The organism is Lapillicoccus sp., from assembly GCF_036559105.1.
Lineage (GTDB): Bacteria > Actinomycetota > Actinomycetes > Actinomycetales > Dermatophilaceae > Lapillicoccus.
The window spans coordinates 1-20498 of the sequence record NZ_DATBTV010000006.1 but is presented as its reverse complement, the minus strand read 5'-3'; the positions used below and the strand labels follow the sequence as shown (position 1 = coordinate 20498).

Sequence of the window (20498 nt, the reverse complement as noted above, 5' to 3'; positions counted from 1 at the left end):
CGCGCCATCGAGGCCGGGGGCCACATGGTCTCGGACACGGAGGCACCGTCGTTCTGGGTCCTCGCCGACCCCGAGGGCAACGAGGCCTGCATCTGCACCGCGCAGGAGCGTGGCTGAGTCAGGCAGCGAGCAGCCGCTCGTAGGCCCGCTCCAGCGGGCTCGGCTCGTCGGCCGGAGCGAGAACGAGCACCGGTGGAGCGGTCGACGAGTACCGGTCCACGTCGGTGTCGTCAAGACGACGGTATGCGCGCGCCACGGGTGGGTTCCGTCCCCACCTCCGTCGGCTGTGGCCCTCCACCCTGCGGCCTGCTTCGCGTGGTTACACCGGACACACAGCCCTTGACCGTTCTCGGCGTTGGTCGGGCCGCCGAACGCATGGTCGACGACGTGATCGACGTGGCGGACCGGGGCGTCGCACCACGGCGTGCGACAAGTGCCGTCACGCGCGAGGAGGAACCGCCGCAGCCCGCCGTCGAAGAGCCGGCGCTCGGAGTCCATCGCCACCAGGGTGCCGTCGTCCGGACGGGTGAGGCGTCGGCGTACCCTAGAACCTCATCGACACTCCGACAAGGGCCAATAACGTTATGTAGCAGGCGAATCGGCGAATCAGGACCGGTCGGTGAACGAGTGGTGCTCGTGCGCGACCACCCAGCGATCGCGTCGCCCCACTCGCCTGCCACCGGAAGAACGGCGGCCAGGTCTCGGTGTAGTCGTCGAGACCACGCACCCCGTCCTCCGGCGGCGGCACGTCGAACATCACGATGTCGTCGGCGTGGTCCGCGAGCACTCGAGGCAGGTCGCCCTCGTGGACCGCCTGCGCCCACTCCTCGATCACGTGGCGGATCTGGGCTTCGTCCTGCGTCCTCGTGGTACCCGTCATGAAGGCTGGGACCGGCGAGAACGGCCGAACTCATCGGCCTGGCGCGTAAATGGTTCGACGGGCGGCCACTGGTCGTGGTGTCCTCGAGACGTCCGCAGACCCGAGCGAGGAGGAAACCGAGCGATGCGAGCAGCCCTCATGTCCCAGCAGGTACGTACCCACCGAATGGACGTGAAGGCCTTTGCTCACCCCGGAACCCACTCTCAACCTCGGCATCCTCGCGCACGTTGACGCCGGCAAGACCAGCCTGACCGAACGCCTCCTCTACGAGGCCGGCGTTCTCGCCGACCTCGGCAGCGTGGACGCCGGCGACACCCAGACCGACACGATGGCGCTGGAGCGCCGCCGTGGCATCACCATCCGCTCCGCGGTCGCGTCGTTCCGCGTCGACGGCCTCGCCGTCAACCTCGTCGACACCCCCGGACACTCCGACTTCGTCGCGGAGGTCGAACGCGCCCTCGCGGTCCTCGACGGGTGCGTGCTCGTCGTGTCGGCCGTCGAGGGCGTTCAAGCCCAGACGCTCGTCCTCTACCGCGCGCTGCGCCGGCTCGGCATCCCCACGGTCTTCTTTGTCAACAAGGTCGACCGGCGCAACGCCGACCCCCACCGGGTGGTCGGGGAGATCCGTGACCGGCTGACGCGGGCCACGGTATGCATCGGGACGGTGACCGACCCCGGATCACCGGCCGCACGCATACAGTTTCGCGAGAGCCGTTGGCAGACAGAGCGACTCACGGAGTCGCTGGCCGACATCGACGACGACGTCCTCGCGGCCGCCGTCGGCGAGCGACCCGCATACCGCTGGGCCGAGCTGGTCCGTCGCCTCGGTGAGCAGACCGCGGCGGGCCGCGCGCACCCGGTGCTGTTCGGCTCCGCGATCACCGGCGCCGGGGTCCCCGAGCTGATGCGGCTGCTCCCCGACCTCCTCCCCCCGCCCACCGCCGACGTCGACGCTCCCCTGGGCGGCGTCGTCTTCGCGATCCGCCGCGGTGACGACGGGGCGAAGCTGGTTCAGGTACGGGTCGGCTGCGGCACGCTACGGGTGCGAGCGCACGTCGACCTCGGCCACGGCCGGGAGGAGCGGGTGACCGACATCCGGGTCCATCGTCCTGGTGGCGCCCAGACGTCAGCCACGTTGGTGGCCGGGCAGATCGGGGTGGTTCGCGGCCTGGAGTCGGCCCGGATCGGCGACCCGCTCGGTGCGTGGACCCGACGGAGCAGCGACCAGTTCGTCCGGCCGTCGCTGGAGACGGTGGTCGACCCGGTCGACCCCGCCGACCGGGTCTCGCTCTACACGGCACTGGGTCAGCTCGCGGAACAGGACCCGCTCATCGACGTCCGTCAGGACGACGGTCGCCGAGAGGTGGCGGTGTCGCTCTACGGCGAGGTGCAGAAGGAGGTCCTCGGTAGCCTGCTCGAGACCGAGTACGGCGTTCCCGTCACGTTCCGCGAGTCGACACCGATCTGTGTCGAGCGGCTGGTCGGCATCGGGGCGGACCACGAGCTCATCGGCATGACGAGCAACCCGTTCCTCGCGGCGGTGGGACTGCGCGTCGAGCCCGCACCGCTGGGAGCGGGCGTGGCGGTCGGGCTCGAGGTCGAGCTCGGGTCCATGCCGCCGGCGTTCTTCACCGCCGTAGAGGAGTCCGTGCGTGCGACGCTGCGGCAAGGACCGTACGGGTGGGAGATCCCGGACTGCACTGTCACCATTACCCATTCGGGCTACTGGGGACGACACAGCGTAGGGCACGCTGACTTCACCAAGAGCATCTCGAGCACCGCGGCGGACTTCCGCTGCCTCGCGCCGCTGGTCCTCATGACCGCGCTGAAGCGCGCGCGGACAATCGTATGCGTGCCGGTGCACCGGTTCGAGCTGGAGATCCCCGAGCGCCTGTATGCGACGGTGCTGGCAGCCCTCCCTCGGTTGGCGGCGACCCCGCTGGAGACGCGGCAGAGCGCGCGCCACCTCGTGGTTCGGGGCACGGTGCCGGCGGTGTCCGTGCACGCGCTCCAGCAGCGGCTCCCCGACCTCACCAGTGGCGAGGGGATCCTTACGACACGCCTCGACCACTTCGCGCCGGCGGTGGGTCCGCCCCCGGTGCGGCCGCGCACCGACGAGGACCCGACCGATCGCGTGAACTACCTCAAGACGACGACCCGTCGCGTCGGCCGTTCGTGAGAGCGGCGGTACGCGCCTCGAAGGCGCGGAGCACTCCGGCCATGTCGACACCTCCGTGGCCCAACCGCTCGGCCGTCGCGAACAGCTCCTCACTGGCATCGGCGAGGGGCGTCGCCACGTCCGCATCGTGTGCCGCCGTCGTGATGAGCCGGGCGTTGTAGTGCACGTCGCCGAGCGCCGCCTGGACGGCGAAGTCGCCGGAGCGCAGCTTGGCCAGCTTGGTCCTCGAGATCGGGCTGGACATCTGACCACCGTCGATGACCTCGCGGAACCGTTCCAGGTCCAGGCCCTGTTGATGAGCGAAGTGGTAGGCCTCGACCAGCCCGGTGACCGTGGTGACGAGATAGAGGTTGACCGCGAGCTTCATCAGCAGACCCGACGGCACCGCCCCACAGCGGACCACGGAGGCACAGGTCGGCCCGACCATGGTCTCGACCTCGTCGAGGTCGAGGTCGTCACCGGCGAGCATGGCGACCAGCTGCCCTTCTTCGGCGGGCAGCCTCGACCCCGACACCGGGGCCTCGACGTACCGACCACCCAAGCGGACCACGTCCCGGCCGAGGGCCTCGGAGTACGCCGGTGCCGTCGTACCCATGTGGACCACGAGGTGGTCCCGCACGAGGTGGTCGAAGGTCGGTGTGCCGCGGCCCAGCACACTGTCGACAACGTCGCCGTTGGCCAGCATGAGCAGCACTCGGTCGGTCCGAGCGAAGAGGTCGGGGACGCTGGCGGCGACCTCGGCGCCGGCCGCCCGGAGCTCGTCCGTCGCGCGCGACGACCGGTTCCAGACCACTAGCGGAACCCCACCCCGCAGCAGGTTCAGCGCCATGGGCCGACCCATGACACCAAGACCGACGAACCCCACAGGAGTCACGCCGGGAGCATCCCGCCATCCGCGTGCGGCCCACGACCTTCCGAGCGGACATCCTTCGTCGCATTCCTGCCGTGTCCGCAGCGCGCCGGAGGCCTCAGTCCGCGCAAACCGCCGCGAACGTGGTCATGTCACCCCTACGCTGCCGCCATGCAGGATGCTCCGCGCTACGACGCCACGCAACCGGTTCCCGTCACGCCGGCCGGCTGGTACCCCCTGAACGGTGAGCTGCGCTACTGGGACGGCGGCCGCTGGACCGAGCACCGCGCGAGCGTCCCTGCCCCGCTCCCACCGCCGGCCGCTGCTCAGGTGGTCCATCACTACCACCACGCCGCCGCACCGACCTTCGTCACTGACGCTCGCGTCAGTGGGGCGGCGCTCGCGGTGGCGTGGGTCATCGCGATCGTCACGCTCGGCTACATGCTGCCGTGGGCCGTTGCCGCCACTCGGGGCAAGTCCAACAGCGGGGCGATCGCGCTGGTCAACCTGCTCGTGGGCTGGAGCCTGATCGGCTGGATCGTGGCCCTGGTCATGGCCTGCGGCTCGCATCAGGTCGCCGCGGTCCGCCAGCCGTCCTGAGGTCCGCTGATCGCAAGGGCCGCTGCGTCCGGCCACGTGCTCCGGTCGGCCGCTCGCGCGCGCACTCCGACAACAGAAATGACGTGGCACCACCCGCTCGGGGGTCCGGGTGGCGCCACGACACCCGTTCCATCGGCCCCGCGCCCGGGTTCGTTACACGACTCGTGTGACGGGTTTCCGCCAGCGTCGACAATCGTCGTTCCTTCGGCGGCGCCGCGATCCGACAGGCCCGGTCCCGGAGCACCTGACCCTAGGGTCGGGCCACCCGGCGCCGTCGCGCGTCACGTCGGCAGAGGCAGGGTGAGACCGATCAGGCGATCGACGAGGTCGACGACGGCCGGGTCACGAGGGGCAGGCCGCTCACGTCAGGTGTGGCGGGCATTGACGGCGGTCGCCGCCAGCGCCACGCTCGCCGTCGCCGGGGCGCAGTCCTCGTTCGCCGACTCGAGCTACAAGCTCTACGTCGGCGGCCACATGGCCGGCTGGGGCTACTTCCACTCCTACGGTGACAAGTTCGGCGTCTACGACAACTGGCCGGACGGCCACTCGGTCGTCGTGCAGTGGACCGCGTCCTCCAAGGGCGGTGCGTACTTCCGGTGCTGGGACCACAACGGCGCGGCCAACGGGCCTGAGGAGTGCAACGACCAGATCCTCGAAGGGGCGAAGGTCACGTGGCGGGTATGCACCGCGGAGTACTCGACCGGCCGGCTGCTGAACTGCTCCGGCTGGCTCGTCGACTACGCCTGACCCCACTCGGGGATGCTGACCCGACTCACCCTTTCGCGGCGCGAGGTGATCCCGTCCGCCTCACGGCGCCCCGTCACGGGCCGCGGATACCACGTCGACCCGGAGCTGGTCTCGTCGTTGCTGCGGGTACCGGCTCTAACTGGGCAGAGGGCGCGGTCGGCGTCCGGCTGCCACTGGATCCACCGATGCCCGCCTCCAGTCTCGCGTGGCTGATGTCGATGAAGACCGACGCCGACGGAGTCGTCGACGCGTGGTGGTTCTGCGGGCGGCTGTGGGCGTTCGACTACCGGCGTGGGCGCCTCGAGGTCGACGTCGACCCGCCGACCGACGGCGCACCGCTCGGTTTCCTGCGCGGAGCGAACGGGGAGCTCCAGCCACCGTTCCCCCGCGTCACCGTCCGGATCGAGGGTGACGACATCGACATGCTGCTGGACACCGGTGCCACGGTCGAGCTGACCGGCGCCGCCCAGCAGGTGCTGAAGCGACCACGGTTCGGGGCCTCGTCGTTCGTCGTCGACAGCATCTTCGACCGGTGGCACCGCGACCACCCATCCTTGGCGTTCGTCGCCCACGCCAGCACCGCCCGTAGCAGCCCTTTCATCCAGGTCCCCGAGGTCCGGATCGGAGCCGCCTCGAGGAGGCGCGCTGGTTCGAACGGCGCCGGGACACCGACTTCCACACCTACATGTCCACCTGGACCGATCAACCCATCCACGGCGCCGTGGGTGCCAGGGTGTACCGGCACCGCCGGCTCGTTATCGACTACCCGACGCCCTCGTCGCCGTCACCTGACCCCCACCTTGCCTGGTGGCCGGCGAGGCACTCACCGTGTTCGGGCGCCACAATCAGCTGTGCGCAGGCGGCGGGTCGCGATCGTGTCGGTCGGCTGCGTCGCCGCGTTGCTGTTGCTATGGCTCAGTTTCGCGGTCCCTCCACCCTGGCCGTGGTGGGTCAGGGCCGCGGCCTTCGTGGCTATTCCAGCCTCCTTCTTCACGACCATCGCCGTCGAGCTGTCGGTCACGGCGGCCAGGACGGAACGGGGCCTCAGCCCGCAGGAAGGGCGTCGCAGGCGCCTGGCCGCGTGGCGAGAAGTGGCCCATGACATCACTCCTCTCATCACCTGGCCGTGGCTGTACGTCCGACCGCTCCACCGTGCCCGGGAGCGGTGGCGCACCCACCCTCGGAAACGACCGCCAGACGGTCCGTGAAACGCGCGGTTCACCTCAGATCCCACGGGGTGAGGCCCGCTGACCCCGGCCCCCCGAGCGGTCTCTGCCGATACCCCCATCCCGCCCGCACCTTCGGCACCCGGAACAGGGCCATTCCCTGGGCTGCGGCCTCCGCCCCCGTCGCGCCGTCGCGCCGTCGCACCGCCGACCACGATGAGGCCGTCGTGGCCCTCGACGATGGTCAGGTTCGCGATGTCGTTGTCGCGCACATCGCTGGGCGCTGACCGTCAGCCGGCCGTGGCTCGCAGGTACCGCCCGAAGTGGGGCACCGTGAACGCGATGCGGCCGCGCTCGCCGGAGTAGATCAGGCCCTTCTTGAGCAGCGCGTCCCGCGCCGGCGACAGCGACTGCGGTTTCCGGTCCAGATGTGCCGCCACGGCCGCGGTGGGCACAGAGTCGGGCTCGCCCGCCTCGACCTCGCCCGCACGATCGGCGACGGCGGTCTCGGCCATGGCTCGCAGGTACTCGCGTTCGGCCGGGGTCGCCCGCTCGAAGCGCGATCCGAAGAACCCCACCCCGAGCTCCTCCTCCGCCTCCGGGGCGGCGACGCGGACGTCGTCCACCGTGATCGGTGACCCGGCCGCCGCGTCCCAGACCGCTTTGCCGTACGCCTGGACGAAGTAGGGGTAGCCCGCTGTCGCCGCATACATCTCGGCGAGCGCCCCGGGGGTGAACTCGACGCCCTCGTCATGGGCCGGGGAGACGAGGGCCCGGTCCGCGGCCTCGCGGTCGAGCCGGTCGACGCGGCTGTAGCGGAACAGTCGCTCGCTGTAGGACTTGCTCGCGCTCAGCACGGCCGGCAGGTGCGGCAGACCGGCGCCGACGACGACCACCGGCAGCCGGTTCTGGGACAGCTCGTGGCAGGCCGCGCAGAGAGCGGACACGTCCTCGGGCCGTAGGTCCTGCATCTCGTCGACGAAGATGGCTACGCCCCGGCCCACGTCGGCGGCCAGGCCGCCGACGTCGGTGAGCAGCTCGACGAGGTCGATCTCCATGTCGCCGGAGTCGGCTCGCCCGGTCGTGGCCGGGACGTCGATGCCAGGATTCCAGCGGTCGCGCATCCGGCCGGAGCCGACGTCGCGGGCTGCGAACGCCTTCACCGTCCCGAGCACGTCGTCCGACTGCGGATGCCCGAGCTCGCGGATCGCCATGTGCAAGGCGGACGCCAGCGGCCGGCGCAGCGGCTGGTCCGGCCGCGCCTCGAGCTTCCCGGTGCCCCAGTCGGCCCGGACCGCCGCCGACCGCTGGGCGTTGAGCAGCACCGTCTTGCCCACGCCGCGCAGTCCGGTGAGCACGACCGACCGCTCCGGTCGGCCGTGCGCCACCCGCTCCAGGGTCACGTCGAAGGCCGCGAGCTGCTCGTCCCGCCCGGCGAGCTCGGGCGGGCGCTGTCCGGCGCCCGGCGCATACGGGTTCCGCACGGGGTCCACGGATCGGACTGTATGCGCGTGTCTAGCGCGCTCCCGAGATTGACCGATCGAACGGTATGCGTGTCGCTCGGGGACACCGGGCGGAATCCCGGTGGCGGCTGTCGCCGCTGGATGGCACGGTTCGGCGCATGGCTTCCCAGACCAGCAACTTCTGCATCGACGCCGGCGACCCCTACGCCCAGACGCTCTGGTGGAAGGAGGTCCTCGAGGACTTCCGGATGACCGACGAGGACCAGCACCCCGGGGACGAGGAGTGCGGACTCGAAGGGCCTGACGGCCGCTACTTGCTCTTCCTCAAGGTTCCGGAGGCCAAGTCGGTCAAGAACCGCATGCACATGTGCCTTCGGCCCACGGACCGGACTCGCGACGAGGAGATCGACCGGCTGCTCGCCCTCGGCGCGACCATCGTCAACGACCTGCGCAAGCCCGACCGCGGCTGGGCCGTCCTCGCCGATCCCGAGGGCAACGAGTTCTGCATCCTCATGCGCCGGTCCGACCTGCCGGCCGAGCTGCAGTAGGGCGCCGCGCCTACGGTGGACTCATGACGACGACGTCCGAGGTCGGGTCGGTGACGGTGCCCGGTGGCGACCTCGCGTACGAGGTCCTCGGTGGTTCCACCGCGCCGGTGCTCGCGATCCACGGGATCAGCAGCCATCGCCGGCTCTGGTCCTGGCTGCACGCCGAGGCGCCCGAGCTCACGCTCGTCACGCCCGACCTGCGGGGCCGGGGTGACAGCGTCGAGGTCCAGGGCCCCTACGGGCTCGCCCGCCACGCCGATGACATGACGACGGTGCTCGACGTGCTGGGCCTGGACCGGGTCCCCGTCGTCGGCATGTCGATGGGCGGCTTCGTCGCCCTGGAGCTGCGGCACCGCCATCCCGAACGGGTCGCCAGCCTGACGCTGGTCGACGGTGGGTTCCCGTTGACGCCGCCTCCGGGGCTGACGCCGGACAACGTCGAGTCGGCCTTCGCCGACCGGACGGGCCGGTTGGGACGACGCTGGGACCGTCTCGACGCCTACCTCGAGTACTTCTGCTCGACCACGGGTCAGCTCCTCGACCCCGACGACCCGCTGCTACGGCACTACCTCGACCACGACCTGCGGGACGGTCTGGTGCGACTCTCCGCCGACGCCCTGGTCGAGGACGGGCGCGACACGTTCTTCGGTGACGTGCCCTGGCGGGACGTCGGCGTCCCCGTCCGCTGGACGCACGCCGAGTGGAGTATCGGCCGCGAATCGGCCCCTATGTACCCCGCCGACGTCGTCGACATGTATGCGCCGCAGTGCGTCTCGGTCGTCGCCCTCGACGGCCTCGACCATGCCGGGACGATCATGACCGTTCGCGGCGCGCAGGCCACGGCCGCACTGCTGCGCGAGGCCCTGGCGTGAGCGCCGTCGTCACGACGCCGCAGCTGCTGGAGGCCCTGTCCCGAACCATCCCTGAGCAGCGGCTCGTCACCGACCGCGACATCGTGGCCAGCCTGTCCGCGGACGACGCCGAGTGGGCTCCGGTCGGCTCGGCCCTGGCGGCGCTGCGAGCGCGCTCCGAGGCGGAGGTCCAGGAAGCGGTCCGCATCTGCGCCGACCTCCGCGTCCCGGTGGTGCCACGTGGGGCGGGTACCGGACTTTCCGGGGGCGCGAACGCCGTCGACGGCTGCCTCGTCCTTGACCTGTCCAAGATGGACCAGGTCGTCGAGGTCGACGCCGACAACCTCATCTGCGTCGTCCAGCCGGGCATCGTCAACGACGACCTCAAGGCGATCGTGCGCGAGCAGGGCCTCTGGTACCCGCCGGACCCCGCGAGCGCCCCGTGGTCGACGATCGGCGGCAACGTCGCGACCAACGCCGGCGGCCTCTGCTGCCTCAAGTACGGCGTCACCCGGGACTACGTGCTCGGGATGCGTGCGGTCATGGGCGGTCCCGCCGGCTACGGCACCGCGGTCCGGCTGGGTCGCCGGACCGCGAAAGGCGTTGCGGGACTTGACCTCTGCGGCCTCATGGTCGGTTCGGAGGGGACGCTCGGCGTCGTCACCGAGGTGACGCTGCGGCTGCGCCCGGCGCTCGCCGGCACACCGCGCACCATCGTCGGCGCGTTCGACAACCTCGTCGACGCCGGCGTCGCGGTCGCCTCGGTGACGCGCCGCGGACTGACCCCGTACGCGCTGGAGCTGCTCGACCGCGAGTGCCTCACCGCCGTCGAGGAGTGGAAGCACCTCGGGCTCGAGGCCGAGGCGCAAGTGTTGCTGCTCGCCCGGGTCGACACCCCCGGCGAGGGCGGCGCCGACGAGGCCCGTGGCATCGTCGCGGCGTTCGAGGACGGCAACCCGCTGTGGGCGGTGGAGTCCAGCGACGACACCGAGGCGGAGGCGCTGTTCGCGGCGCGCCGCCTCGCATACCCCGCTCTGGAGCGGCTCGGGCCGGTCCTCACCGAGGACATCTGCGTGCCACGGTCGGCCGTGCCGGCGATGCTGGCGCAGCTGCTCGACATCGCGAAGCGGCACGACGTCCGGATGGCCACCATCGCGCACGCGGGCGACGGCAACCTGCACCCGCTGCTGCTCACCCCGCCCGGCGACGACGCGGCGCGGGAGGCGGCGCAGGCCGCGTTCGAGGAGATGCTCGACGCCGCGATCGCCCTCGGTGGCACGGTCTCCGGCGAGCACGGCATCGGCTTGCTCAAACGTGACGGGATGCACCGCGAGCTCGACCCCGCCTCGATCGCCCTGCAGCGGGCGGTCAAGGACGCCATGGACCCGCTGAACATCTTCAACCCCGGCAAGGTGTGGTGACGGACGTGGCGGCCAAGAGCACCTCCGAGGAGTCCCGCGAGGGCGTACCGCTGACCCATCTCGACGAGCCGCTGTTCGACGACTCCGACGCAACCAAGCGCGACCTGGTCGACTACGTCGAGCAGATGGCCGACCGGATGGTCACGCACCTGCGCAACCGGCCGCTGTCCGTGATCCGCGTCCGCGCCGGGCAGGCGCCGTTCATGCAGAAGAACCTCCCGAAGTACACGCCCGACTGGGTGCAGTCGGTCTCCATCTGGGCCGAGCGGCCCAAGCGCGACATCGCCTACGCGCTGGCCAACGACCGCCGGACCTTGCTCTGGCTCGCGAACCAGCGGGCCGTGGAGTACCACCCGGGACTGATGACGACGGACGACCCGGTCCACCAGACCCACCTGATCCTCGACCTCGACCCGCCAACCGGTGTCGATCCCCAGGAGGGGTTCCGACTCGCGGTCGCGGCCAGCCGACTGGTCAAACAGGTCCTCGACGAGGCGGGCCTCGCCGGCGCCGCGAAGACCAGTGGCGCCAAGGGGATGCACGTCTTCGTGCCGGTGGCTCCGACCGACACCGCCGACGTCGCCGCTGCCACGCGGGCGATCGCCGCGCGCGCCGAGAAGATCGACCCGCAGCTGGCCACCACCGCCTTCGTGGTCGACGAGCGGCACGGCAAGGTGTTCGTGGACTCGACCCGGGCCGGCGGCGCAACGGTGATCACCGCCTACAGCCCACGGATCCGGCCCGGCGTTCCCGTGTCGTTCCCGGTCGGCTGGGACGACCTGGAGGCGGTCAGTCCGCGGGACTTCACGATTCGGACGGCTCCTGGTCTCCTTGGCGACCGCGACGCGTGGGCCGACCTGATGCCCGAGTCCCAGACCCTCCGGGCCGACCTGGTCGCCGAGGGGCACGACATTCCCATCGCGCGCGTCCTGGCGATGCACGAGGGCAAGCGCCGGAAGGCGGCGAAGGAGAAGTCATGACGGTGCGCGAGCTCGACGACCTGGTCCTGCCCGACGGACGGCGGCTGGCCCTGTGCGAGGTAGGCGACCCCTCTGGCATGGTCGCGTTCTACTTCCACGGCACCGGCAGCTCTCGGTTGGAGGCCGCCCTGTATGCGGATGCCGCCGCCGCCCAGGGCGTTCGGCTCATCGGGTGGGACCGACCGGGGGCCGGCCGGTCCTCGGTCCAGCCAGGTCGCACGCTGCTCGACGTCGTGGCCGACACCCGCGCCGTCGCGGACCACCTCGGCGTGGACGGGGTCCGGGTCGCCGGGCTGTCGGGTGGCGGCTCGCACGTGCTGGCCCTCGCCGCGGCCGGCGGTCCCCTCGTCCGCGGTGTCGTCGCCGTCAACCCCGGCCCTCCGGCCGAGGACGAGATCCTCGCCGGGCTGCCCGGTCAGATCTCGCGCTTCATGCGCCTTGCCCGAGACCATCCGTCGGTGTTCGCCACGGTCTCCCAGGTCGTGCAGTACCGCGGCACCGGCAAGGTTGCCGAGGTCCTCGAGTCGATGCGGATGCGCGGGCAGCACCCTTCCGATGTGGAGGTGCTCCACCGTCCCGAGGTCTACGACGCGTTCCGCGCGGCGGCGGTCGAGGGCGGTCGCCAACCACACGCCTACACGAACGAGGCGCTGATCATCTGGAACCAGCCGTGGGGGGTCTCGCTCGACCGGTTCCCCATGCCGGTGGACGTGTTCGCCGGCGACGGCGACCTGTTCCGGCCGTTCGCCGAGGGCCTTGCCGGTGCCGGAGCGACCGTGCACGTGTTCCCGGGCGGCCACGTCTCCGGGTTCACGCCCGAGGTCATGAACCAGGTCGTCGCCCTGCTGCGGCCCTGACTGCGGGCCAGGTCAGCACCAGCTGACCGCCCGGCGGGGTCGCGCGCCACCGAGCGAGCACCTCGTCGAGCCGGGCCTGGATGCGGTCGCCGAGCGCGGGGTCGAGCTCGACCGGAACGGGCCCGCGCAGCCGTCCCCGCTCGTCGACGAGCGACGCCAGCCGCTCCGACATCCCGACGTCGCCGGCGCCGGCCGACCCCAGCCGGCGAGACCGGCGCTGGTCAGCGGCCTTGTGGCGGTCGCCCGGAGCGGTGCGGAAGAACCCGCCGACCTCCCCACCCGCAGCCACCTGACCGTAGATCCCCAGCGGCAGCCCGGCCTGCTCCTCGACGACAAAGTGCACCAGGTCGTGCGGGACCTCGGCGTGCCCCGGCCCCGGGCGTGGCCAGATGTCGGCACCGACATCCGTACGGGCGTTGCGCCGCACCCCGATCAGGTAGCGCCGGGCGTCGACCCGCTCGAAGACGACATCCATGGCATCGACGCTACGACTCCGACAACGTCAGCCACCACCGACTTTTCATCGATCCGGCGACGCCCGAAGGGCGGTGGTTGCCGCTCTTTCGTCCGCGGGCGCGAGCCAGAAGAACACCGGAGGCAGGACGACCTCGATGACGGTCAGGACCACCTGGAACACCTGCGGCGGTCCGGCCAGCACCAGGGAGATCAGCCGCCCCACAGCTCCGAGCAGGAAGACGCCCGCGAGCCAGCGCACGGCGGTAGCCGGCACCGGACGCTGCCGAGCCGCCCACACCCATGCCAGGCCGTAGCCGAGGAAGACCGCGCCGTAGTAGCGCTCCCGGCTGTCCACCGTCGCGCCCGCGGCCGCCTCACCGGGGACGGACGCGACGCCGAACAACAGGTGGACCACCCCGATCAGCGCACAGGCAAGACCCATAGCCAGAGCCAGCCATCGCAGCGTTCGGGCCATGCCGACCCCTCGCTAGTAGACGACCATCCAGTAGACGTCGAGGCTAGGCCGCTGTTGGACACTCGTCAACTAGCCTGTACTTCATGACCGTGCGCCGCCGCCTCACGCCGGAGGTGCGCCGCGACGAGCTGATCGGCGTGGCCACCGAGCTCTTCGCGACGAACGCGTACGACGATGTGGCGATGGAGGACGTCGCCGCTCGCGCTGACGTCAGTCGCGCGCTGCTCTACCGGTACTTCCCCAGCAAACGGGACCTCTTCGCCGGCGTCTACCAGCTGGCCGCGGACCAGCTGTTGGACGTGACGCGCATCGACCCGGACCTTCCGCTCGAGCCGCAGGTCGTGGCCGGCCTCGACGCCCACATCGACTACTTCCTCGCCAACCGGAGCGCGGTGCTCACCGCGAACCGGACGCTGGCCGGCGACCCGATCATCCAGGCGATCATCGGCGACGAGCTGGCCGTCCTCCGCGAGCGGGTGCTCGCCGCCCAGCCGGTCGACGGCGTGGCCCGCGATACGCTGTCGGCGGTCCTCATGAGCTGGCTGACCTTCGTCAGGGTGCTGTGCGTCGACTGGCTCGCTGCCCCGGCCTTCTCCCGGGTGGTCCTGCGCGACGTCTGCCTCGGCGCGCTGCGGGGGTCGATGGCCGCCCTCTGACTCGTACGGAACGGCGTCGAGGGACGAGGTGGTATGTGTCAGGAGAACAGGGCGCTGTAGCCGTTGAGGGCCGGCTGGCCACCGAGGTGGGCGTAGAGGACCGTCGAGTCCGCCGGGATCTCCTGCCGCCCGACCAGGTCGATGAGCGCCGCCATCGACTTCCCCTCGTAGACCGGGTCGGTGATCATCCCCTCGGTCCGAGCGGCGGTCCGCATCGCGTCCAGCGTCGTCTCGTCGGGGATGCCGTAGGTGCCGGCGTGATAGCGCTCGTCCAGCTCGATCTCGTCGTCTCGCAGGTCGCGGTCGAGCTCCAGCAGCGAGGCGGTGTTGCGGGCGATCCGGGCCACCTGGTCTCGCGTCTCGGCCGGCTTCGCCGACGCGTCGATGCCGAGGACCCGGCGCGGTCGGCCGCGGGCGTCGGCGATCGCGGCGAAGCCGGCGACCATCCCCGCCTGGGTCGACCCGGTGACCGAGCAGACCACGACGGTGTCGAAGAAGACACCCAGCTCGCGCTCTTGCTCCACCACCTCGTAGGCCCATCGGGCAAAGCCCAGACCACCGAGCGGATGGTCTGACGCGCCGGCGGGGATCGCATACGGCGCGCCGCCCGAGGCCTTGACGTCGGCGAGCGCCTGCTCCCAGCTCTCCTTGAACCCGATCCCGAATCCGGAGCGCACGAGGCGGACGTCCGCCCCGACCAGGCGGCTGAGCAGGATGTTGCCGACCTTGTCGTAGACGGGGTCCGGCCAGTCGACCCAACTCTCCTGGACCAGGACGCACCGGAGGCCCAGGTGCGCCGCCACCGCAGCGACCTGGCGGGTGTGGTTCGACTGGACGCCACCGATCGAGACCAGGGTGTCGCAGCCCTGGTCGAGTGCGTCGGCCACGAGGTACTCAAGCTTGCGGGTCTTGTTGCCTCCGTAGGCGATCCCCGAGTTGCAGTCCTCCCGCTTCGCCCAGACGTGGGCGCCGCCGAGGTGTTCGGTCAGGCGGTTCAGCGGATGCAGCGGCGACGGCCCGAACAGCAGGGGTGTGCGGGCGAACGACTCGATCGACATGACCGCCATCCTGGCGGACGTGCTAGACGTCGGTGACGGGGAACCGCTCATCCGGGTTGGCGATGGCGTCCTGCTCGGCGACGAGCGCCATCTCCTCGAGTCCCGCCTCTTGCGTGGCCGCGAGGATCGCGAACATCGTCGCGGCGGTGCGCGAGAGGGCGGTCCGCGGACCGTCGGTGAGGGTATGCGCGAGGAAGACGGCCGCGGTGACGTCGCCGCCGCCGCGCACGGTCATCGGCAGCAGGGGGGTCGAGACCAGCCAGCGACCCTGGGGGGACGAGCACAGCATCTGGATCTCGCCCTCGGGGGTGTCGGCCGTGAGCACGCTGGTGACGAGCACCGTTGATGGCCCCATCCGGTGCAGCTGCTCCACAGCCGCTACGACGTCGTCCAGCGTGGTCACCGGCCGGCCGGTGAGGAACTCGAGCTCGAACTGGTTGGGGGTGACGATGTCGGAGGCCGGGACCACCTGGTCCCGCATGTACTCGGGGATGCCCGGCCGGACGAAGAACCCGCGCCCGACGTCGCCCATGACCGGGTCGCAGCAGTAGACCGCAGCGGGGTTGGCCGCCTTGACTCTCGCGACCGCGTCGAGGACGACCTCCCCCACCGCCTCGGCGCCCTGGTACCCGGACAGGACCGCATCGATGGTCGGGAAGGCGCCACGGTCCTCCACGCCGTTGATGACCTCGCGGACGTCGTCCGGGGCGATGAGCGGCCCGCGGGTCGCGCCGTACCCGGTGTGGTTGGAGAACGTGACGGTGAGGACGGGGTAGACGTCGTGGCCGAGCCGCTGCAGCGGGAAGACCGCGGCGGAGTTGCCGGCGTGACCGTAGGCGACGTGCGACTGGATCGAGAGGATGCGCATACGAGAGGGGGCGCGGCTCAGATGACGCGAGCCGGACCGGCGCCCTCGGCGACCATCGGCTTGCCCGCGGTCTCCCAGGCCTGCATCCCGCCCGCGACGTTCACCGCGTCGATGCCCTGCTGGGACAGCCAGGCGACGACGCGGCCGGAGCGGTTGCCGCTGCGGCAGACCACCGCGAGCGGACCGTCACCGAGCGGCAGCGCCTCGATCTGTCCGGGCACGTCGCCCATCGGGATGAACACCGCCTCGGGCGCGTGGCCGGCCACCCACTCGCCGCGCTCGCGGACGTCCACCATGACGGCGTCGTCGGGCAGGTCGGAGACGGAGACCACGGGGACGTTCGGCTGGCTCGACATGACACCCATTCTGGCAAACCCGGCCGGAGCGCCCTACTTGAGGAGTCGGGACATCCGCCGGTCGGCCAGCGGCTTGCCAGCGGTCTGGCACGTGGCGCAGTACTGGAGCGACGAGTCGGCGAACGAGACCTCGCGCACCGTGTCGCCGCAGACGGGGCAGGGCTGGCCGGTGCGGCCGTGCACCCGCATACCCTCCCGTTTGGCGTCCTTGAGCTCGGCGGCCGGCTTCCCCGAGGCGGCGACCACGGCGCCGGCGAGGGTGTCGCGCAGGGCAGCGTAGAGCCGCTCCACCTCCGCAGGCTTGAGCGAACCAGCGATGGCGAACGGCGACAGCCTGGCCACGTGGAGGATCTCGTCGGAGTAGGCGTTGCCGACCCCGGCGAGGAACTCCTGGTCGCGCAGCAGCCCCTTTATCTGCGTGCGCCGCCCCTCGATCATCCCGGCGAAGGTGTCCTCGTCGAAGCCGTCGGCCATCGGGTCGGGGCCGAGCCGAGCGATGCCGGGCACCTCGTTGACGTCACGAACGATGTAGGCGGCGAGGGACTTCTTCGTACCGGCCTCGGTGAGGTCGAAACCCGAGTCGTCGTCGAACCGGACGCGGAGAGCGATCGGCCCCTTGCCCGGGCGCATCACGGTATGCGGCAAGGCCTCCGACCAGCGCAGCCAGCCGGCGCGGGCCAAGTGGAACACCAGGTGGATGCCGTCGACGTTCAGGTCGAGGAACTTGCCGTGCCGCGACCAGCCGTCGACCATCCCACCCGCGAGCGCGGCCGGCGGCGGGTCGAACGTCTTGAGCACCGAGAACGACGCGAGCTCGACGCTGGCCACGGCGAGCCCGTCCGTCCGCTCGGCGAGAAAGTCGACGAGCGCCTGGACCTCGGGCAGCTCCGGCACGGCGTCATCGTCTCACTTGGGCAAGTCGTTGGGCGACGTTGAGAGCCGAACAGCGGAATGGTGCACACCCCCACCGTGCGCGTGACCCATACCGCCCAGCGCAAGGCGCCACTCGACGTATGGCCCAGACGGGACTTGTGCGCCCGAGCAGTGACGCCTCGCACGGCATCCGGCCGTCATCTTCACGGCCCCTTCGAACCACTCAACCCTGAGTTCGCAAACGAGCGGTGCGGCGTCTCGGACCCCTGACCGTCCAACCACGTCGCTGACCGGTCGGCCGACAGCTGTGAGGCGTGTGCCTGATGGAGGTGCGTCCTATCGTCGCGAGGGCAGCCTCAGCATTCGGGTACGCCCTACGCATACTGCTCAGGTCTGGCTGGCAACCCCGACCTTGCCGGCGCCGCGGAGGATCTCGAGCAGCCCGTAGCCGTCGGGCGCGTAGTAGACCGGCACCTCCCGCGGCGGGCGGGTGTTGCGCGGCTGCAGCTCCTCGTTCGACACGGGCAGACCGTGAGAGAGGACCTGCTCGGTCGGAGTGAGCTGGCGGATGGCGATGGCGTCGACGAGCTCGGGACGGGCCTCCGCGAAGTCCTGGTAGATCTTCGGGTCGTGCTGACCGTCGTCGCCGACGAGGAACCAGCGGATGTTCGGGAAGTCCTTGGCCAACCGGTCGAGCGAGGCGCGCTTGTGCTCCTGGCCGCTGCGGAACCAGCCGGTGTTGGTCGGCCCCCAGTCGGTGAGGAGCAGCGGCCCGACGGGGTACCCATGGCTGCGGAGGAACCGGTTGAGTGTGGGCGCAGTGTTCCAGGCGCCGGTCGACACGTAGACGATCGGTGCACCCGGGTGTTCAGCCAGCAGCTCGCGGTACATCGGCGCCATCCCGGGGACGACGCGGCGGGCCCCCTCGTGCTTCACGAAGGTGTTCCAGGCGGCGATCATCATCCGGGGCAGCGTCGTCGTGATCACCGTGTCGTCGATGTCGCTGACCAGGCCGCTGGTGACCTCCGGGCCAACCACGACGACCTCGGCCTCGATGTCCTTGGCGCCCTGGGCGGAGATCGTCACGCGGTGCCAGCCGGGCTCCAGCCCGTGGTCGCGAAAGGTCGCGTCGATGTGCCCGGATCGGTCGCTGCGTGCGTGGAACGTGCGACCGTCGACCCGCACCGACACGGGAACGCCCATCGCCGGTGCCGTGACGAACGCGCGCCAGCCCCGGTCGCGCAGGAACGGCGAGCGCATGCCGCCGTAGGTGGGGTCCGGCTCGTCGCTGTCCCCACCCTCGTCCCGCGCCCGGCCGAGGAGAACCCGTCCGAAGACCCGGATGAGCGACGGCGACCCGTAGCCCACATGTCCGATGATCCGGTTCTCCCAGCCCCGGCGACGCAGGCCGCGCTCCAGCTGACGGTGCCACGTGTCCTCGACGAGCGCGGCGACGTGCGGGCGCGACATGCCGTCAATCTATGGCACCCGAGCGCCGCCTACCCGTTCGAGGAGGTTGGCGGCACCCTGGTGGTGCCGGACCGCTGTGCGCGTGCTCAGACCGAGCGGAGGGTGCGGCGGACCGTGAGGGTGCGGTTCCGTCCGGAAGGGGTCGAGGCCGAGCGGGTATGCGTCGGGTCGGTGTCACTGTCGGTGGCCGCACGCAGCTCGTCGAGCACCCGGAGGGTGTCACGGTCACGGACACGATCGCGACGGTCGGAGGCGCCGAGGTCGGCACCGAAGGGGGCGTGGCCCAGCCCGCTCTCGCGGCGGTGGGTGCGCTCCAGGAGGCCGACGACGAGGGTCGCGAGGGCCGCGACCACGACGACGGCACCGGCGGTGTCGGCAATGCTGGCGAGGAGTTCAATGGTCATGGCAGTAATCATGCGCTCGTCGAGTTCCCGCCATAAGTGGCAGATAGGCCGCCTATCGACAATTTCCTGCCAATCGTGCCATCATCGCCGGTATGCCCCTGCAGACCGTCGCCGTCCTCCTCGCCGATCAGGCTGCAGCGTTCGAGTTCGGGGTCGTCCACGAGGTCTTCGGGCTCGACCGCACCGCCCAGGGAGTGCCCCCGTTCGACTTCCGGGTCTGCGCGGAGCATCCGGAGCGGCCGGTCGACCTCCTCAACGGGCTGTCCCTCAACGTGCCCTACGGGCTGGAGGCCCTCGAGGGCGCCGACCTGGTCGCCGTCCCGGCCACCAAGCTGCGCGAGTTCTCGCCGACGATGCTCGACGCGCTGCGACGCGCCCACGCCGCCGGCGCCACCCTCATCTCGGTCTGCAGCGGCGCCTTCGTCCTCGGGGCGGCCGGGCTGCTCGACGACCGTGACTGCGCGACCCACTGGATGAACGCCGACGAGCTGATGGCCGCCTACCCGCGAGCCCGGGTCAACCGTGACGTCCTGTTCGTCGACGACGGCGACATCGTCACGAGCGCCGGCACCGCTGCGGGCATCGACGCGTGCCTGCACCTGGTGCGCCGTGAGCTGGGCGCCGCCATCGCGACGACGATCGCCCGCCGGATGGTCGTCCCGCCTCAGCGCGACGGCGGCCAGCGGCAGTTCGTCGATACGCCGATCCCCGAGTGCGCCACCGACAGCCTGCGCAGCGTGCTGGCGTGGATGGAGGAGAACCTCGACACCGAGCAGCCGGTGGCCGTGCTCGCCCGCCGCGCGGCGATGTCCGACCGGACCTTCGCCCGTCGGTTCGTCCAGGAGACCGGCACGACTCCCGCGAAATGGCTGGCCCTGCAACGGGTTCACCGCGCCCGCGAGTTGCTCGAGAGCAGCGACCTCGGCATCGACCAGGTGGCCAGCCGCAGCGGCTTCGGCAGCGCCGCGCTGCTGCGACACCACTTCACACGCCAGGTCGGAGTCGCGCCCAGTGACTACCGCCGGACGTTCAGCCGTACCGAGCGGCCGCTGGCGGCCGAGCTGAGCGCGTGACCGTCGACCTGCAGGCCCTCACGCCGGACGCGCTGCGGGCCCGCCGGACCCTGAAGTGGGCCAGCCAGCCGGACGACGTGCTGGCCATGTGGGTGGCCGAGATGGACTACCCCACCGCTCCGGCCGTCACGGCGGCGCTGCACCGAGCGGTGGACGCCGAGACCTTCGGGTACCCCCTCGACGCCGGTCCCTCGGGTCTCGCCGACGCCCTGGCCGACGACCTGGCCCGCCGGCACGGCTGGACCGTCGACCCCGACGACGTGTTCC

Annotated in this window: 23 protein-coding genes and 2 pseudogenes; 12 read left to right on the top strand and 13 right to left on the bottom strand. The window is 71.1% G+C overall.

Going from position 1 to position 20498, the window contains the following annotated elements; all coding sequences use genetic code 11:
* Positions 1-6 precede the first annotated feature (6 nt).
* On the top strand, positions 7-117 hold the full coding sequence (locus tag VIG79_RS00595; RefSeq protein WP_331880766.1) for a VOC family protein: 111 nt from the start codon (positions 7-9) through the stop codon (positions 115-117).
* Position 118: 1 nt separating this feature from the next.
* Here VIG79_RS00595 and VIG79_RS00590 read toward each other — a convergent pair whose 3' ends face one another.
* From VIG79_RS00590 to VIG79_RS00580, 3 genes and pseudogenes are all read right to left on the bottom strand, one after another.
* A complete protein-coding gene (locus VIG79_RS00590) occupies positions 119-256 on the bottom strand; it encodes a hypothetical protein (protein ID WP_331880760.1) in 138 nt (45 codons plus the stop codon).
* Positions 257-348: 92 nt separating this feature from the next.
* Positions 349-498 (bottom strand): annotated as a pseudogene (locus tag VIG79_RS00585) (HNH endonuclease signature motif containing protein); the annotation flags it as partial.
* A gap of 46 nt (positions 499-544) precedes the next feature.
* Positions 545-880 carry a YybH family protein gene (locus tag VIG79_RS00580; RefSeq protein WP_331880757.1) on the bottom strand — a complete coding sequence of 112 codons (336 nt, stop codon included), beginning with the start codon at positions 878-880 and terminating at the stop codon, positions 545-547.
* Between the two features lie 181 nt (positions 881-1061).
* Between VIG79_RS00580 and VIG79_RS00575 the strand changes: the two genes are divergently transcribed.
* Positions 1062-3059, top strand: a complete 1998-nt coding sequence (locus VIG79_RS00575) for a translation factor GTPase family protein (RefSeq protein ID WP_331880754.1) — start codon at positions 1062-1064, stop codon at positions 3057-3059.
* On the opposite strand, the gene VIG79_RS00570 is transcribed toward VIG79_RS00575, so the two are convergent.
* Entirely contained in the window at positions 3025-3924 is a 900-nt protein-coding gene (locus VIG79_RS00570) for an NAD(P)-dependent oxidoreductase (protein WP_331880763.1), read from the bottom strand. The genes VIG79_RS00575 and VIG79_RS00570 overlap by 35 nt on opposite strands.
* Before the next feature lie 156 nt (positions 3925-4080).
* Here VIG79_RS00570 and VIG79_RS00565 point away from each other — a divergent pair, with 156 nt between their 5' ends.
* Positions 4081-4509: a superinfection immunity protein gene (locus VIG79_RS00565; protein WP_331880751.1), complete on the top strand. Its 429-nt coding sequence runs from the start codon at positions 4081-4083 to the stop codon at positions 4507-4509.
* Between the two features lie 381 nt (positions 4510-4890).
* Entirely contained in the window at positions 4891-5256 is a 366-nt protein-coding gene (locus VIG79_RS00560; RefSeq protein WP_331880749.1) for a hypothetical protein, read from the top strand.
* Positions 5257-6712: 1456 nt separating this feature from the next.
* Here VIG79_RS00560 and VIG79_RS00555 read toward each other — a convergent pair.
* Positions 6713-7915, bottom strand: coding sequence for an ATP-binding protein (locus tag VIG79_RS00555; RefSeq protein ID WP_331880747.1), 1203 nt, complete (start codon positions 7913-7915; stop codon positions 6713-6715).
* 128 nt (positions 7916-8043) lie between these two features.
* Between VIG79_RS00555 and VIG79_RS00550 the strand changes: the two genes are divergently transcribed.
* From VIG79_RS00550 to VIG79_RS00530, 5 genes are read left to right on the top strand one after another with little or no spacing between them, the layout of a single operon-like run.
* Positions 8044-8433 carry a VOC family protein gene (locus tag VIG79_RS00550; protein ID WP_331880745.1) on the top strand — a complete coding sequence of 130 codons (390 nt, stop codon included), beginning with the start codon at positions 8044-8046 and terminating at the stop codon, positions 8431-8433.
* A gap of 23 nt (positions 8434-8456) precedes the next feature.
* Positions 8457-9305 carry an alpha/beta hydrolase gene (locus VIG79_RS00545; protein WP_331880743.1) on the top strand — a complete coding sequence of 283 codons (849 nt, stop codon included), beginning with the start codon at positions 8457-8459 and terminating at the stop codon, positions 9303-9305.
* Positions 9302-10705: an FAD-binding oxidoreductase gene (locus tag VIG79_RS00540; protein WP_331880741.1), complete on the top strand. Its 1404-nt coding sequence runs from the start codon at positions 9302-9304 to the stop codon at positions 10703-10705. Before VIG79_RS00545 ends, VIG79_RS00540 begins: the two co-directional genes overlap by 4 nt.
* Positions 10702-11685: an ATP-dependent DNA ligase gene (locus tag VIG79_RS00535; RefSeq protein WP_331880738.1), complete on the top strand. Its 984-nt coding sequence runs from the start codon at positions 10702-10704 to the stop codon at positions 11683-11685. Before VIG79_RS00540 ends, VIG79_RS00535 begins: the two co-directional genes overlap by 4 nt.
* Entirely contained in the window at positions 11682-12542 is an 861-nt protein-coding gene (locus VIG79_RS00530) for an alpha/beta hydrolase (RefSeq protein WP_331880736.1), read from the top strand. Before VIG79_RS00535 ends, VIG79_RS00530 begins: the two co-directional genes overlap by 4 nt.
* On the opposite strand, the gene VIG79_RS00525 is transcribed toward VIG79_RS00530, so the two are convergent.
* Both VIG79_RS00525 and VIG79_RS00520 read right to left on the bottom strand, forming a co-directional pair.
* Positions 12508-13017 carry a hypothetical protein gene (locus VIG79_RS00525; protein ID WP_331880734.1) on the bottom strand — a complete coding sequence of 170 codons (510 nt, stop codon included), beginning with the start codon at positions 13015-13017 and terminating at the stop codon, positions 12508-12510. The two genes, VIG79_RS00530 and VIG79_RS00525, sit on opposite strands and share 35 nt — an antisense overlap.
* A gap of 45 nt (positions 13018-13062) precedes the next feature.
* A complete protein-coding gene (locus VIG79_RS00520) occupies positions 13063-13473 on the bottom strand; it encodes a DUF4345 domain-containing protein (protein ID WP_331880732.1) in 411 nt (136 codons plus the stop codon).
* An 83-nt stretch (positions 13474-13556) separates the two neighbouring features.
* Here VIG79_RS00520 and VIG79_RS00515 point away from each other — a divergent pair, with 83 nt between their 5' ends.
* A complete protein-coding gene (locus VIG79_RS00515) occupies positions 13557-14129 on the top strand; it encodes a helix-turn-helix domain-containing protein (protein WP_331880729.1) in 573 nt (190 codons plus the stop codon).
* 38 nt (positions 14130-14167) lie between these two features.
* Here the strand turns inward: VIG79_RS00515 and VIG79_RS00510 are convergent, their stop codons facing one another.
* The 6 genes from VIG79_RS00510 to VIG79_RS00485 all read right to left on the bottom strand — a co-directional run bounded on the left by VIG79_RS00510 (position 14168) and on the right by VIG79_RS00485 (position 19158).
* Positions 14168-15187: a 1-aminocyclopropane-1-carboxylate deaminase gene (locus tag VIG79_RS00510; RefSeq protein WP_331880727.1), complete on the bottom strand. Its 1020-nt coding sequence runs from the start codon at positions 15185-15187 to the stop codon at positions 14168-14170.
* A 22-nt stretch (positions 15188-15209) separates the two neighbouring features.
* A complete protein-coding gene (pdxY, locus tag VIG79_RS00505; protein ID WP_331880725.1) occupies positions 15210-16055 on the bottom strand; it encodes a pyridoxal kinase PdxY in 846 nt (281 codons plus the stop codon).
* Positions 16056-16072: 17 nt separating this feature from the next.
* Positions 16073-16411: a rhodanese-like domain-containing protein gene (locus VIG79_RS00500; protein ID WP_331880722.1), complete on the bottom strand. Its 339-nt coding sequence runs from the start codon at positions 16409-16411 to the stop codon at positions 16073-16075.
* 33 nt (positions 16412-16444) lie between these two features.
* Positions 16445-17305, bottom strand: coding sequence for an Fpg/Nei family DNA glycosylase (locus VIG79_RS00495; protein ID WP_331880721.1), 861 nt, complete (start codon positions 17303-17305; stop codon positions 16445-16447).
* A gap of 366 nt (positions 17306-17671) precedes the next feature.
* Positions 17672-18754, bottom strand: a complete 1083-nt coding sequence (locus VIG79_RS00490) for an App1 family protein (protein ID WP_331880718.1) — start codon at positions 18752-18754, stop codon at positions 17672-17674.
* Positions 18755-18840: 86 nt separating this feature from the next.
* Positions 18841-19158, bottom strand: a complete 318-nt coding sequence (locus tag VIG79_RS00485; protein ID WP_331880716.1) for a hypothetical protein — start codon at positions 19156-19158, stop codon at positions 18841-18843.
* 92 nt (positions 19159-19250) lie between these two features.
* On the opposite strand from VIG79_RS00485, the gene VIG79_RS00480 reads away from it, so the two are divergent.
* Both VIG79_RS00480 and VIG79_RS00475 read left to right on the top strand, forming a co-directional pair.
* The gene (locus tag VIG79_RS00480) at positions 19251-20231 is read left to right on the top strand and encodes a GlxA family transcriptional regulator (RefSeq protein WP_331880714.1); all 981 of its coding nucleotides are present in this window, start codon (positions 19251-19253) and stop codon (positions 20229-20231) included.
* Positions 20228-20498 (top strand): annotated as a pseudogene (locus VIG79_RS00475) (hypothetical protein); the annotation flags it as partial. The gene VIG79_RS00480 and the pseudogene VIG79_RS00475, both read left to right, overlap by 4 nt.

Excerpts from the sequence above, each read along its gene's own strand:
- VIG79_RS00580 (WP_331880757.1), bottom strand. The coding sequence starts at position 880 with ATGACGGGTACCACGAGGACGCAGGACGAAGCCCAGATCCGCCACGTG.
- VIG79_RS00565 (WP_331880751.1), top strand. The coding sequence starts at position 4,081 with ATGCAGGATGCTCCGCGCTACGACGCCACGCAACCGGTTCCCGTCACG.
- VIG79_RS00550 (WP_331880745.1), top strand. The coding sequence starts at position 8,044 with ATGGCTTCCCAGACCAGCAACTTCTGCATCGACGCCGGCGACCCCTAC.
- VIG79_RS00545 (WP_331880743.1), top strand. The coding sequence starts at position 8,457 with ATGACGACGACGTCCGAGGTCGGGTCGGTGACGGTGCCCGGTGGCGAC.
- VIG79_RS00530 (WP_331880736.1), top strand. The coding sequence starts at position 11,682 with ATGACGGTGCGCGAGCTCGACGACCTGGTCCTGCCCGACGGACGGCGG.
- VIG79_RS00525 (WP_331880734.1), bottom strand. The coding sequence starts at position 13,017 with ATGGATGTCGTCTTCGAGCGGGTCGACGCCCGGCGCTACCTGATCGGG.
- VIG79_RS00520 (WP_331880732.1), bottom strand. The coding sequence starts at position 13,473 with ATGGCCCGAACGCTGCGATGGCTGGCTCTGGCTATGGGTCTTGCCTGT.
- VIG79_RS00515 (WP_331880729.1), top strand. The coding sequence starts at position 13,557 with ATGACCGTGCGCCGCCGCCTCACGCCGGAGGTGCGCCGCGACGAGCTG.
- VIG79_RS00510 (WP_331880727.1), bottom strand. The coding sequence starts at position 15,187 with ATGTCGATCGAGTCGTTCGCCCGCACACCCCTGCTGTTCGGGCCGTCG.
- pdxY (WP_331880725.1), bottom strand. The coding sequence starts at position 16,055 with ATGCGCATCCTCTCGATCCAGTCGCACGTCGCCTACGGTCACGCCGGC.
- VIG79_RS00500 (WP_331880722.1), bottom strand. The coding sequence starts at position 16,411 with ATGTCGAGCCAGCCGAACGTCCCCGTGGTCTCCGTCTCCGACCTGCCC.
- VIG79_RS00490 (WP_331880718.1), bottom strand. The coding sequence starts at position 18,754 with ATGTCGCGCCCGCACGTCGCCGCGCTCGTCGAGGACACGTGGCACCGT.
- VIG79_RS00485 (WP_331880716.1), bottom strand. The coding sequence starts at position 19,158 with ATGACCATTGAACTCCTCGCCAGCATTGCCGACACCGCCGGTGCCGTC.
- VIG79_RS00480 (WP_331880714.1), top strand. The coding sequence starts at position 19,251 with ATGCCCCTGCAGACCGTCGCCGTCCTCCTCGCCGATCAGGCTGCAGCG.